The organism is Streptomyces sp. NPDC050988, assembly GCF_044456225.1.
In the GTDB taxonomy this organism is placed as follows: Bacteria; Actinomycetota; Actinomycetes; order Streptomycetales; family Streptomycetaceae; genus Streptomyces.
Genome location: NZ_JBITFQ010000030.1, coordinates 1 through 12,644 on the forward strand (window position 1 = coordinate 1; position 12,644 = coordinate 12,644).

11 protein-coding genes and 2 pseudogenes are annotated in these 12,644 nt (G+C 69.5%); 6 read left to right on the plus strand and 7 right to left on the minus strand.

Translation table 11 applies throughout. The annotated features are described in order from the left end of the window. The 3 genes and pseudogenes from ACIBEI_RS39395 to ACIBEI_RS39405 form a co-directional block, all read left to right on the plus strand. Positions 1 to 147: pseudogene (locus ACIBEI_RS39395) on the plus strand (ABC transporter permease); the annotation flags it as partial. 6 nt (positions 148 to 153) lie between these two features. Next, positions 154 to 891 carry a sirohydrochlorin chelatase gene (locus tag ACIBEI_RS39400; RefSeq protein WP_398895434.1) on the plus strand — a complete coding sequence of 246 codons (738 nt, stop codon included), beginning with the start codon at positions 154 to 156 and terminating at the stop codon, positions 889 to 891. A gap of 229 nt (positions 892 to 1,120) precedes the next feature. Beyond that, entirely contained in the window at positions 1,121 to 1,621 is a 501-nt protein-coding gene (locus ACIBEI_RS39405) for a hypothetical protein (protein ID WP_398895436.1), read from the plus strand. Positions 1,622 to 1,722: 101 nt separating this feature from the next. On the opposite strand, the gene ACIBEI_RS39410 is transcribed toward ACIBEI_RS39405, so the two are convergent. Both ACIBEI_RS39410 and ACIBEI_RS39415 read right to left on the minus strand, forming a co-directional pair. Beyond that, on the minus strand, positions 1,723 to 2,289 hold the full coding sequence (locus ACIBEI_RS39410) for a TIGR03086 family metal-binding protein (RefSeq protein ID WP_398895592.1): 567 nt from the start codon (positions 2,287 to 2,289) through the stop codon (positions 1,723 to 1,725). A gap of 100 nt (positions 2,290 to 2,389) precedes the next feature. Next, positions 2,390 to 3,427 carry a ketopantoate reductase family protein gene (locus tag ACIBEI_RS39415; RefSeq protein WP_398895438.1) on the minus strand — a complete coding sequence of 346 codons (1,038 nt, stop codon included), beginning with the start codon at positions 3,425 to 3,427 and terminating at the stop codon, positions 2,390 to 2,392. 38 nt (positions 3,428 to 3,465) lie between these two features. Between ACIBEI_RS39415 and ACIBEI_RS39420 the strand changes: the two genes are divergently transcribed. After that, entirely contained in the window at positions 3,466 to 4,335 is an 870-nt protein-coding gene (locus tag ACIBEI_RS39420) for an aldo/keto reductase (protein ID WP_398895439.1), read from the plus strand. 64 nt (positions 4,336 to 4,399) lie between these two features. Continuing rightward, on the plus strand, positions 4,400 to 5,299 hold the full coding sequence (locus tag ACIBEI_RS39425; RefSeq protein WP_398895440.1) for a transglutaminase-like domain-containing protein: 900 nt from the start codon (positions 4,400 to 4,402) through the stop codon (positions 5,297 to 5,299). On the opposite strand, the gene ACIBEI_RS39430 is transcribed toward ACIBEI_RS39425, so the two are convergent. Then, the gene (locus tag ACIBEI_RS39430; protein ID WP_398895442.1) at positions 5,271 to 5,654 is read right to left on the minus strand and encodes a DUF4440 domain-containing protein; all 384 of its coding nucleotides are present in this window, start codon (positions 5,652 to 5,654) and stop codon (positions 5,271 to 5,273) included. The two genes, ACIBEI_RS39425 and ACIBEI_RS39430, sit on opposite strands and share 29 nt — an antisense overlap. Next, positions 5,647 to 6,192: a DUF1697 domain-containing protein gene (locus ACIBEI_RS39435; protein ID WP_398895593.1), complete on the minus strand. Its 546-nt coding sequence runs from the start codon at positions 6,190 to 6,192 to the stop codon at positions 5,647 to 5,649. Before ACIBEI_RS39435 ends, ACIBEI_RS39430 begins: the two co-directional genes overlap by 8 nt. 497 nt (positions 6,193 to 6,689) lie before the next feature. Here ACIBEI_RS39435 and ACIBEI_RS39440 point away from each other — a divergent pair, with 497 nt between their 5' ends. Beyond that, positions 6,690 to 9,023, plus strand: a complete 2,334-nt coding sequence (locus ACIBEI_RS39440; RefSeq protein ID WP_398895444.1) for an MMPL family transporter — start codon at positions 6,690 to 6,692, stop codon at positions 9,021 to 9,023. Here ACIBEI_RS39440 and ACIBEI_RS39445 read toward each other — a convergent pair. From ACIBEI_RS39445 to erm, 3 genes and pseudogenes are all read right to left on the minus strand, one after another. Then, a pseudogene (locus ACIBEI_RS39445) lies at positions 8,945 to 10,009 on the minus strand (CDP-alcohol phosphatidyltransferase family protein); the annotation flags it as partial. The gene ACIBEI_RS39440 and the pseudogene ACIBEI_RS39445 overlap by 79 nt on opposite strands. A 331-nt stretch (positions 10,010 to 10,340) precedes the next feature. After that, positions 10,341 to 11,615: a macrolide-inactivating glycosyltransferase gene (mgt, locus tag ACIBEI_RS39450; RefSeq protein WP_398895446.1), complete on the minus strand. Its 1,275-nt coding sequence runs from the start codon at positions 11,613 to 11,615 to the stop codon at positions 10,341 to 10,343. A gap of 14 nt (positions 11,616 to 11,629) precedes the next feature. After that, the gene (gene erm / locus ACIBEI_RS39455; RefSeq protein WP_398895447.1) at positions 11,630 to 12,412 is read right to left on the minus strand and encodes an ErmE/ErmH/ErmO/ErmR family 23S rRNA (adenine(2058)-N(6))-methyltransferase; all 783 of its coding nucleotides are present in this window, start codon (positions 12,410 to 12,412) and stop codon (positions 11,630 to 11,632) included. Positions 12,413 to 12,644 lie beyond the last annotated feature (232 nt).

The window sequence follows — 12,644 nt, forward strand, 5'->3', positions numbered from 1 at the left end:
GAAAACGGCCGCACCGCCAACAGCATGTCCATGGTCTTCCTCGCCATCCTCCTCATCCTGATCGTCGGAATCGCCATCGACCTGCTCATCTTCAGTCCGCTGGAGCGGTGGGTACTGCGCAGCCGCGGTCTCCTCGTGAAGAGCTGAACTCCCATGTCCCGACCGGTACTTCTCGTCATCGCCCACGGCAGCCGCGACCCGCGCCATGCCGCGACCGTGCACGCCCTGGTACGACGCGTACGGGACCTGCGGCCGGGCGTGCGCGTGGAGACCGGCTTCCTGGACTTCAACATCCCCTCCGTCTCAGGGGTGTTGGAGTCACTGGCGGCGGAGGGCGTACGCGACGTAGTGGCGCTCCCCCTCCTCCTGACCCGGGCCTTCCATGCGAAGTCGGACATCCCGGCGGTGCTGAGCGAGGCTCCGGCGCGGCTGAGGATCCGGCAGGCCGAGGTGCTCGGCCCGTCGCCACTGTTGACCGCCGCGCTCGAACGGCGGTTGTACGAGGCGGGGTTGTCCCCCGCCGACAAGTCCTCGACCGGAGTCGTACTGGCCTCGGCGGGGTCCACGGACCCGGAGGCGATCGCAGTGATCGCAGAAATCGCGCGGGAGTGGCGGCGGACCGGTTGGTGCGCCGTGCGACCTGCGTTCGCCTCCGCGTCGTTGCCTCGTACGGAGGATGCGGTACGGGAGTTGCGCGCCCTCGGGTGCGAGCGCGTGGTCGTCGCCCCGTACGTCCTGGCCCCCGGCTTCCTCCCGGACCGGATCGCCCGTGGCGCAACCGAGGCGGACGTCCTGGCCGACGTCCTCGGCGCGTCCCCGGAGGTGGCCCGCGTACTCCTGCAGCGCTACGACATGGCCCGGACCCCGGCCTTGACGGCGATCGGCGCCTGACCTGGGCTTTCCCTCGCCCCCGCCGCCCCTACCCGTCCCATCCTTCTGGGGCTCCGCCCCAGACCCCGTGGGGTGTGTTGTCAGGTGCGGGTCGGACGTGGCTGGGCGCGCAGTTCCCCGCGCCCCTGAGCTTGTCCTACCGTTCTGGCGCGGGCGTGGCAGGGTGCCGGCGAGCCTGAGCAGTCGAATCGGGATGCGCTGATCTGCTGGGCAGTTGCATACTCGGCGCATGGCCTTGCTCTCCGGTCGGTTCCGGGATCCGCGCAGCTCCGAGTACGACTTCATCGGCTCGAACATTGTGCGCTGTCCCAGTTGCGCGAAGGCTGCTCGGGTCGTTCCAGCGCCTGAAGACTCCGATCCCGGAGGTCGGATCCTGTTCAAGCCGCGCCGTCTGGTCTGCCGTGGCTGCGGACTGTCACGAGTGTGGAGCGGCCGCCTTGTCGCTCTCTCCCGCGGCACAGCTCAACCCGCGACGGATCCATACTTCGGTATGCCGCTGTGGCTCCAGGTTGAGAGCCGACATGGGTGGTTGTGGGCGTACAACCTCGAGCACCTCGACCTGATCCGCCGTTTCGTCCAAGCGTCGCTGCGAGAACGAGCGCCCTGGTACGACACCGGACAGAAGATGACCTTGGTGTCCCGCCTTCCGGCATGGATCAAGCGAGCGAAGAACCGGGACGAGGTCCTGCGTGCCGTCAGCCGGATGCACGCCTCACTGGTTGCCGCCTGAACTACGGCCCGGCAGACGACGCCACCTCGGTGACTACTGCCCCCCAGCTACGCGGCGTCGTCGAACGGCCCATCGCGGCGGGGGCGGGAAAAAGGGTTCGTTCACGAGGCCGCCCGGGACAGACGCGGGTCGCGGCCGCTCAAGGCGATGGCTTGGGTGAAGGTGGGGGAATCGGATGGCACCGGGACCGCAGGAGCGAAGCCGTCGTACTGGCGGTAGAGGTCGCCGTGGGTGACGACGACGTCCAGGATGATGTGGGCCGCCGCGTCGGAGATGCGGTACTCCTGGCCGGTCGCCGTAGCGACGTCCCAGCCGTGCACCGCCGTCTCCTTCACGATCATCGAGGCCAGCTCGGGAGCAGCCACGGATCCCATGCCCAGGTCCACCTCTCCCTCCCACACCACCGGATCCGCCCACACGGCGACCGCCCGGTCCAGCTGGGCGGCGTACGCCGAGGCCCAGCCGGGCTCGGCGGCGAAGTCCCGGTCGGTCAGCGACTCGGGCAGCGGCTTGCGCAGCGCCCGGTGCTCCAGGCCGTGAGAGGTGTAGAGCACCCAGTGGTTGACCAGAGTCCGGACGTCCCAGCCCGCGCAGTGGGTCGTCCCGGCGAGCTGCTCCGCGGTGACCCCGCGCGCGACACGGGCGGCCTCGGCGGCGCATTCGACCATGGACGGGTACAGGCTCTCCAGCGTGTACGGCGCGTTCGCGCTCTCCTGATCCGGGCTCTTGCCCGCCTTCGTGTTCGCGTTCTTGTCCATGCGTCCCACGCTAGGGACGCGGCCCCGCACCCTCTTGAACAAACGCGACAGCGTCACCGGCCAGCCGTACGAGCTCGTCCACCGGCATGGAGCCGGCCGCCCGTCGCTCGCGAGCGAAGTCGTTGGCGAGCCGTCGCAGCAGGTCGTTGAGTGGCGTCGGTACGCCGTGCAGCCGACCCAGCAGCACGATCTCGCCGTTGAGATAGTCCGCCTCGATCGTCCCCGTGCCACGGTTCAGCGACTGCCACGACGACCCCGCGCCCCGCTCGGACCCGTCGAAGGGCTCGAAGCGGATCTTGTCGGCGCGAGCCTCCTTCTGCTCCTCCTCGGAGGCGTACGGGATGCCCGCCGCCGCGAGCACGGCCTCGCCCTCGGCACGCACGCGGCCGTAGAGCGCGATGCCCTCCTCGCTGGTGAGCACGCCGCTGACCGCCTCGATCGAGTTGGCGAGGTTGCCCAGGAGCTTGGCGTACTGCCAGCGCGCCACATCGGCCACGACCGGCGCCTCGAAGCGGGACGCGGACAGGTCGGCGGCGATGCTCCGTACCGTCTCGTCCGTGCCGTGCGGATAGCGCCCGAGATGCAGGATCCCGGTGAGCGGCGTTCCGGCGGCGGACACGACCCCCGGCTCGACGAACGTCGCGGGCAGCCACACGCACACCCCGTACACCCGCCGGAATCGGCGCAGTGCGAGCCGCTGGCTCTCCACGCCGTTCTGCGCGCAGACCAACGGCAGCCGCTCGGCCGCCGTGCCACCGCCCGCCACGGGCACAGGCCCCCACGCCTCCAGCGCCGCCTCGCTGTCCTGCGTCTTGACGGCGAGTACGAGCACGTCGTCGGCGCCCAGTTCGCCGAGCGCGTGCGGCCCGTCGACGACGGGCGGCCGATGGGTGTGCGGCCCGTCGGGCGTCACCAGGCGCAGCCCCCGCTCGCGCAGCGCCTCGTACTGCGCGCCCCGGGCGACCAGCACAACGTCGTGTCCCGACTCGGCGAGGCGACCGCCGATGGCCCCGCCCACAGCCCCTGCTCCGATGATGATGTAGCGCATGTGTCCGACCCTGCCACAGGCGTGTGTACGCTCCATCAATGATTCCGGAAATCTTCGAGCTCGCCGGACAGCTGCCCGTCCGCCGACTCGGTTACGGCACCGCCCAGTTGACGGGTCCCGGCTACTGGGGGCCGCGTGGTGAGGCCGGGGACTCGGTGGCCGTTCTGCGGCAGGCAGTCGAGCGCGGGGTCACGCTGATCGACACGGCGGACAACTACGGCCCGTCGATCGCCGAGGAGCTCGTCGCCGAGGCGCTGTACCCGTATCCGGACGGCCTGGTGATCGCCACGAAGGGCGGTGTCGTACGCACCGGCCCGGACGCCTGGCACATCGAGGGGCGGCCCGAGCGGCTGCGGGCGATGTGCGAGGCGAGTCTGCGGCGGCTGCGACTCGACACGATCGACCTGTACCAGTTGCACCGGCTGGACCCGGACGTACCGCTGGCCGAACAGCTGGGCGCGCTCGACGAGTTGCGCAGGGAGGGCAAGATCCGGCACATCGGGCTCGACTCGGTGACGGCCGAACAGCTCGACGCCGCACGGGAGTTGACGGACATCGCGTCCGTGCAGAACCGGTACAACCTCACCGACCGCGCCTCGGAGCCGCTGCTGAAGCTGTGCGAGGCGCACGGCATCGCCTTCCTGCCCTGGTTCCCGCTGGGCAACGGCTCGTTGACCACGGACCGGGCGTGCGCGGACGGCGCCGCCGCACACAGGGTGTCCGCGGACATCGCCGCCGCGCACGGAGTGTCGCCCGGGCGGATCGCCCTGGCCTGGCTGCTGCACCGCTCACCCATGCTCTGCCCGACCCCCGGCACGGGCTCCCTCGCGCATCTGGAGGAGAACCTCGACGCCGTCGCCGTACGGCTCGGCGAGGAGGACATGTCCCGCCTCGACGCCATCGGTTGACCTCGCCCGACCTCGCCCCGCCGCGCTTGACCTTGCCCCTGGGGCAGACTCCAGGCTCCGGGGCATGGACTCCTACGACTTCCACCTCAAGCAGAGCCCGTACAGCGACCCCGGACCCGTACCGGCCGATCTGCCCGCCGACCCGCGCGAACTCGCGGCCCTCGTACGGAACTTGATAATCCACCGGGAGGAGGGCGGACACTTCGGGTATGCGATTCCCGAGGAGCGCCGTCACGAGGACGCCGAGGCCCGGTACGTGAGCGAGATCCTGCGGATCCTGCGCGAGCGTTCGCAGGCGCCGCTCATCGAACACCGGGAGCTGGGCGAGCGGTTCGCCGGTACGTGCCGGGACTTCGCGCTGCTGATGTGCGCGTTCCTGAGGGCGACGGGCATCGCCGCACGCGTCCGGTGCGGCTTCGCCACGTACTTCGAGGACGGCTCCTCCCCGGTGACCCACGGGGACCACTGGGTCACCGAATACCGTCTGCCGGACGGCAGTTGGCGGCTCGCGGACGCCCAGGTGGCCGACGGGGCGCACGACGTGCCCTTCGATCCGCTGGACGTCCCGCGGGACCGGTTCCTCGTCGCCGGAGCCGCCTGGCAGTCGTGCCGGGCGGGCGACGCGGATCCCGACGCCTTCGGGATCCCCCTCCCCACGGGCACCCTGCAAGGCCTGTGGTTCGTGCGCTGCAACGTCGTACGGGATCTCGCGGCCCTCGGCGGGGTCGAGGTGCTGCCGTGGGACGCGTGGGGGCTCGCGGCGAAGGACGAGCCGGAGGTGAACGGGGACGATCTCGCGCTGCTCGACGTGGTGGCCGCGGCGACGGCCACGGAGGCCGTGTCGCCCGAGGAGATCCGGCGGCTGTGCGCGGACCCCCGCCTCACCGTCCCGGCGGAGATCACCTCGCACACGACCTACCTCGGTGTCCGGCAGGTCAGGCTTCCCGAGGGCCTTCGGGGCTGAACGGCGTTCCCTGGTGGAAGTACAGCAGCCACTCCTCCCCCGTACGCCGCCACAGCGAACTGCGGTGCGCGTGACGGCCGTTGTACTCCGTGTCGAAGGTGAGGTGGACCAGGTCGGGGGCCAGCTCGACGCCGGTCACCCGGGAGGTGATGCCCGGGCCGGTGCCCGGCTCCTTCGCCCCGACCAGTGCGTCGATGGTCGAGGCCCGGTCCCAGTGCCGCCCGGAGACGCCGAACTCGTGGAAGTCGGGGTGCAGCAGCGCGCCGAGGAGTTCGGGTGAGCGGCGGATCTCCGGGTCGAGGAGGCGCAGTTCGCCCTCGATGGCCGCCTCGACGGCGGGGCCGTGGTCAGCCACTGGTCAGCTCCGCGAGTTTGGTGACGGTGTTCCAGTTCCGGGAGGTGGCGATGATGCCCTTCGTCATCCGGGGCTTCGACAGGCTCTCCGCCAGCTTGGAGCGGCCGAGGCCGTCGGGCGCGTACAGGTAGAGGACTCGGTCGCCGAGGCGGAACTCCTCGGGCAGGAAGGCCTGTTGGTCGATGGACGCGAAGCGCTCGGCGTCGACCGGCTCGGAGAAGTAGGTGGCGTGCAGTTGCTTGGCCTCAAGGTCGGCGGCCGGGAACGGACAGGCGTCGAGGACGGCCCGCAGATAGGCGTGGTCCCGCACCAGGACGTCGACGGTGAAGCCGAAGCGCTTCTCCATCGCCCCCGACAGCTCCGCGGCGAGTGTGTCCTCGTCGCCGTGGTCGCTGGAGAAGACGGCGTTCCCGCTCTGGAGATACGTACGGACGCCGTCGTACCCGAGGCCCTCCATGAGGGTGCGCAGCTCGGCCATCGGCACCTTCCTGCTGCCGCCCACGTTGATCCCGCGCAGCAGTGCCGCGTACGTCGTCATGCCCAGAGTCATCCGCACACCATAAAGCGGCCGCCGTGCCCCGTGGGGGTGGGCACGACGGCCGCGGTTTCCGGGCGGCCGGACACCTGAAGTTACCGGCCGGTCGGCTCAGAACCCTGGCCGATGGGCGCGCTCAGTTCAACCCCCGCACACAGCTGTGACTTGTTCAACAAGCTTTCGTAACACCAAAGAGGATCTTCCCCGGCAGATCGGACCCGGCGGAGGGACGGACCGAGGACAGGACGGGGACAGGACGGGCACAGGCCGAGGAACGACCAGGCACAGACCGGACACCCTGATCACGATCCCCGAGGTGCCGCTTTACATGTAAGGGGCTTTCATCCTCCTCAGTGCTGAGGTCACGGGGTCCGAGGGGAGGACTCGAGCCCCCCGCACCTCACCGGGGAGCACGACGAGAGGTTCTTATCCGCCCCATACCTTCGAAACAGAAGGTGCGGGCAGGGGGCCGGCACCGAGGACGAGGGGGCAAGCCCGTCATGGGTAACAGAGACACGCGGGTACGGGGCATAGCTGCCCGGGCCGGCGGCTGGAGTGCCCGGCACCGCTGGGCGGCCGTCGGGATCTGGCTGCTGTTCGTCGTCCTGGCGATGGGGCTCGGCTCTGCGGCGGGCACGGTCGAACTCAAGGACAGCGACCAGCTCAGCGGCGAGACCGGCCGGGCCGCGGCCATCGCGGAGGAAGCGGGGATCGACGAGCCGGCCGGGGAGACCGTGCTCGTCCAGGGCAGGGACGCGGGCGTCAAGGCGACGAGCACCGAGTTCCGCGCCGCCGTCGACGCCGTGATGAAGGCGGTCGAGGGCACCGGCAAGGTGACCGACGTGACCTCGCCGTACGACACGGACACGATCTCCAAGGACGGCCGCAGCGCCCTCGTGCAGTTCGACATGCGCGGCGAGGCGGAGACGGCCGGCGAACGGGTGGAGCCCGTGCTGAAGGCCGTCGAGGGGGTGCAGAAGGATCATGGGTCGGTGCTGATCGAGGAGATCGGCGGCGCCAGCATGAACAAGACGTTCGACGACGCGTTCGGCAACGACTTCAAGCAGGCCGAGTACTCCGCCGTCCCCGTGGCCCTCGGCATCCTGCTGGTCGCGTTCGGCGCGCTGGTGGCGGCCCTGGTGCCGGTCCTGCTCGCGATCACCGCGATCGTGGCCACGATGGGCCTGATGATGCTCGTCAGCCACATCCAGCCGATGGACGACACATCGAGCTCCGTGATGCTGCTCGTGGGCCTGGCGGTCGGCGTCGACTACTGCCTGTTCTATCTGCGGCGTGAGCGCGAGGAGCGCGCGGCGGGCCGGGACCCCGAGACCGCGCTGCGGATCGCCGCGGCGACCAGCGGTCGCGCCATCATCGTCTCCGGTGTCACGGTGTGCGTGGCGATGGCAGGCATGCTGTTCACCGGAATCGCCACCTTCAAGGCGATGGGTCTGGCCTCTCTGATGGTCGTGGCGGTCGCCATGGTCGGCTCGGTGACGGTGCTGCCCGCGGTCCTCTCACTGCTCGGTACGCGGGTCGAGAAGGGGCGCATCCCGTTCCTGCACCCGGACAAGCGGCGCAAGAGCAACGGCGGTTCCGGCAACGGCACTTCGGGCAACGGCCGTTCGAGCAACGGCCGTTCGGGCGACAATGGAAGCCGGTTCTGGACGAGCGTCCTGCGGGTGGTGCTGGCCAAGCCGGCGATCTCACTGGTCGTCGCGGCCGGTGCGCTGCTGGCCATCGCGGCCCCTGCACTCGGCATGAAGACCCAGAACCTCACACTGGACCAGGAGTTCGGCGACTCGCTGCCGATCGTGGCGACGTACGAGCGGGTGAACGAGGCCTTCCCGGGTGGTTCCGACCCGGCCGAGGTGGTCGTCAAGGCCGCCGACATCAACTCCGCCGAGGTGAAGTCCGCGATCGCCGACTTCCGTGAGCAGGCGGTCAGTTCGGGTGCCTCGCGCGGTCCGGTCGAGGTCCAGGTGCACGATGCGGAGAACATCGCCTTCGTGTACGTACCGCTGGTGGGCGGATCGAACCTCGACAAGGCCGAGAAGAGCCTGGAGATCATCCGCGACGAGGTCCGTCCGGCGACGTTCGGCAAGGTCGACGGCGTCGAGGCGCCGGTGACCGGTCAGGTGGCGGGTTCGAAGGACTTCAACGACCAGCTCGTCAGCGCGGTGGCGCCGGTGTTCGCGTTCGTCGTGGTCTTCGCCTTCCTGCTGATGCTCCTGTCGTTCCGCTCGCTGACGATCGCGATCACCTCGATCGTCCTCAACCTCCTCTCGGTGGGGGCGGCCTACGGCATCCTGGTCGCCGTCTTCCAGCACGGCTGGGGCGCGTCCCTGGTGGGCGCGGAGGGCGTGGGCGCCATCGTCACCTGGTTGCCGCTGTTCCTCTTCGTGATCCTCTTCGGGCTGTCGATGGACTACCACGTGTTCGTCGTCTCGCGTATCCGTGAAGCGCGGATGCGGGGGCTGACGACCCGGGACGCCATCCAGCACGGGGTGGTCACGACGGCCGGTGTCATCACCAGTGCCGCCGTCATCATGGTCGCCGTCTTCGCGATCTTCGGCACGCTGTCCATGCAGTCCATGAAGCAGATGGGCGTGGGCCTCGCGGCAGCGGTCCTCATCGACGCGACGATCATCCGCGGTGTACTGCTCCCTGCGGTCATGGCCCTCCTCGGCGAACGCAACTGGTACTTCCCGAAGTGGCTGAACCGCCTGCCGGACCTCAGCCACGACGAGTCCCCCGAGGCCGCGGCCACCTCGTCCCGCTCGAAGGAGTCGATGGTGCGGGTGAAGTCGCGGGTGGAGAGCAACAGCTTGTAGATGATGGCGAGTTCGAAGACGAGAAGCAGGGCGCCGGAGACCAGGGTCGCCTCGATGACCGCGTCGAGGAGCGGGCCGACGATGAAGACGCCCATCTGGAATTCGATACCGCTCACCAGGTGCGTACGAATCCGGTGGCGCAGGAGGAAGGACCGCATCCGGAGATAGACCGGGAAGCGGTGGCGGAACTCCTGCTGGAGGTCGATGACCTGGCCCTGGGGCTTCTGGGGAACGTCGGTGGCTTCTTCCGAACCCGGTTCGGAGCGCGGTTCGGCTATCGCTTCGGAGCCTGCTTCGGAGCCCGGCTCGGAGTTCGGCCCGGCGCCCAGTTCGGAGCCCGGTTCGGAGACTGCTCCGGACAGGGTCGACGTCTTGCGGATGTCGTGTTCGATGTCCGCCGAGGGGTTGTTGCGCAACAGGTCTTCCATGAAGGCGACCTCGGCGGAGTTCTCCGCGCGGCGGGCTTCCCGTACCCGCGCCTTGATCTGCTTGCGCATGTTGTAGCGGATCTTGAAGATCTCCAGGGAGTTGATGTACCGCAGCGTGTCGAGGCCGACGACCGCGAGGGCCAGCCAGATGTAGATCGTGTCGCCGGTGCGGTCGTACTGCCCGGCCATCAGCGCGATCCCGCACACCGCCACCCGGATGCGGTCGAAGACGAAGTCCAGCCAGGCCCCGAAGACGGAGCCCTGGCCGGTCAGCCGGGCCACCTTCCCGTCCATGCAGTCGAGGATGAAGCTCAGGTGGTAGACGAGGGCGCCGGCGATCAGCCACCGCCAGTCGCCGAAGGCGAAGCAGGCCGCCGAGACCAGGCCGAGCAGGAACGCCCCCCAGGTGATCTGGTTCGGCGTGATCCTCGTACGCATCGCGGTGAGCCTCACCAACGGCGTGGCCACCGGATCGACGAGCAGCACGGTCCACCACGCGTCACGCTTCTTCTCGGTGATGCGACGCACCTCGGCGAGGGGCGGTATGTCTCGGCGCATTGATCAACTTCCCAGCGTTCGTAGTGAGTTCACCTCAAGCTAGGAAGGTGTTCATACAAGGAACAAGAAGAGACCTGTGCAACCTTTGCCAGGGGGTAGCCGTCCAACCCCATAACCCGGTCGATGCCCTGATCGGGCAGATGCGGCGTTATCCGAGCGTTACCGAATGACCGTCCCGTTATCCAACGGGCGCCATGGCTTCACCGTTGGCGTACAACCGTGACCCGTGGGAATTCCGAGTTCGCGGACGGTCACGCCGGTTCGCGGACGGTCACTCGATTTCGCTGACGGTAACGCGATCACACCCCTTCGGGACTCGGTAAAGCTTCGGTCATGCGCCCTTGGCACTCTTGGGGATTTCCGCCTCGATCAGATCCGCCGCGCGTGCCGTGCCTCCCTCGGACGCCATTCCCGCCTGGATCTCCTTGAGCCGTCGCGCGACGTCCGGGTCGCCGGTGAGGGTGAGCACGGCCTCGCGCAGGGTCTCGGCCGTCGCCTCCTCCATCGGCAGGTGCCGGGCGACGCCGAGCGCCTGAAGCATGTCGGCGTTGCCGAACTGGTCGACGGCCTGGGGCACGCAGACCATCGGCGTGGCGGTGGCCAGTCCTTCCTGGCTGCCGCCGGCTCCCGCGTGCGTGATGAAGGCGTCGGCCTGCTTGAGGATCGCCAACTGCGGTACCCAGTCCCGCACTTCGACGTTCCCCGGGATCTCGCCGAGTTCGGCGGGATCGACGTGCTTGCCGACCTGCAGCACCATGTGCCAGCCGGGCAGATCACCGAACGCCTCGACGCACTCGCGGTAGAACGCGGGCTGCTTGGTGAACGAGGAGCCCAGGGACACGAGGAGGACCCGCTCGGCGTCGGCGGGCCGCCGCCACTCCCCTTGGGCGGCACGGTCGCCCTGACAGGCGCCGACGAAGGTGTACACCAACTCGTCGACCCGGTCGGCGTTCGGCTGGAGGGCCTTCGGGATCAGGACGATGGAGCGGGCAGGGTAGCCGCCGAACGAGTCGGGGTCCTGGGCGACCCCGTTCTCGTCCAGCCACGCCTGGAAGCGCGCGTAGTACGCCCTGCCCCGCTCGGTCTGCTTCGGCTCCGCCCACATGGGCTCGGCGACCTCCTCCTCATACCCCTCCCAGGCGACGAGGTTCGGCGAGAGCGAGACGGCCGGGACGCCCCAGCGGTGCGCGAGGACACAGGCCGGGTACGAGGTGATGTCGTGCAGCACGAGGTCCGGCTCGTCACCCTCGCCACCCTCGTACGCCTCGATGAGCTGCGGAAGCGCCTGGATCGCGTCGGCAAGGAAGGGCTCCACGTTGTCCAGCAGCGTGGTCCCCCATGCCGAGGGGTCGTCGTCGGGGGACGGCAGCGTCGAATTCCAGAGCTTCGGCTCGGCACCCGTCTCCGCGACCTTCTCGGCGAAGGCGGGCGGAATCGCGTACGTGACCCGGTGCCCGCGGGCGACGAGCTCCCGGATCACCTCAAGGCTCGGGTTCACGTGCCCGTGGGCGGCGATGGAGAACATGGCGATATGGGCGGGGCGTGGGGTGGTCATGAGCCGACCATAAACGAGACGAGACGTCTCGTACAACTCAATTGCGGCCATCTCTCGTACGCGACTCACCGCGACGCCAGTACGTCGTGGAGCCGCAGCCACTGCTCGGGCGGCACCTCCCCGACGAGCGCACGAGGATCGAGACGCGCGGCCCTGAACGCGGCATCCACCCGGCGCCTCGGACGGGCCCGGCGCAACGAGGCGTGCAGCGAGCCGCCCACCCCCGAGAAGCCCAGCTCGACCAGGTGCCGCCAGTCGTCGTACGAGGCCCGGTCGAGCAGCGGGGTACGGCGTCGCTCGATACGTACGATTCCGGCGTCGACCCGGGGCACGGGCCGGAACCTCGCCCTGGTGACCCGCCCGAGGAACCGCCACTCGAAGCGCGGCCAGGTGCGGACGGTGAGCAGGGTCCAACTCCCGTAGTCCCCGGTGCGTTTGCGGGCGTATTCGAGCTGGGTGAGGAGCGTGGCGTCCACCAGGCCGGGGGCGTGCAGGCACCAGTCGACGACGTCCGCGGTACGCGAGAAAGGCACGTTCCCGGCGACGGAGAAGGGGCCGCCCGGTGGCCGCGCGGCGAGGAAGTCGCCGCCGATCACCCGCACTTGAGGGGTCCCGGAGAAACGGTCGCGTAGGGCGGGCACGAGCCGTGGGTCGATCTCGTAGGCGAGCAGCTCCCGGCAGCGGGGCGCGAGCACCTCGGTCAACGCGCCTTTGCCCGCGCCCACTTCGAGTACCAGAGGCGGGTACTGCGGCCTCGGTACGGCGAGCCGGGCGAAGCGGTCTGCGGTGGCGCGGTCGGCGAGGAAGTTCTGCGAGAGCGCGCGCGAAACGTGGGTGGGGCGGGCCATGGCCTGCGGTCCTTGTCTTCCGTGGACGAAAACGGGCAGACGAAGGCCCCGACCGGAAGGGAAGAAAAGGACGCGCACAGGCGGGCACGCGTCAGCCGCGCACCTGCTTCGAGGCGTACGTGAGAGGGGGCGCCCCTGCGGCGATTGCCGTCAGCGAGCGCAGCTCCCCGGTCCGGTCAGGGCACCGGGGGCGCGACGCATCCGAATGGAGTACGCACAGCCCCGGCCAAAA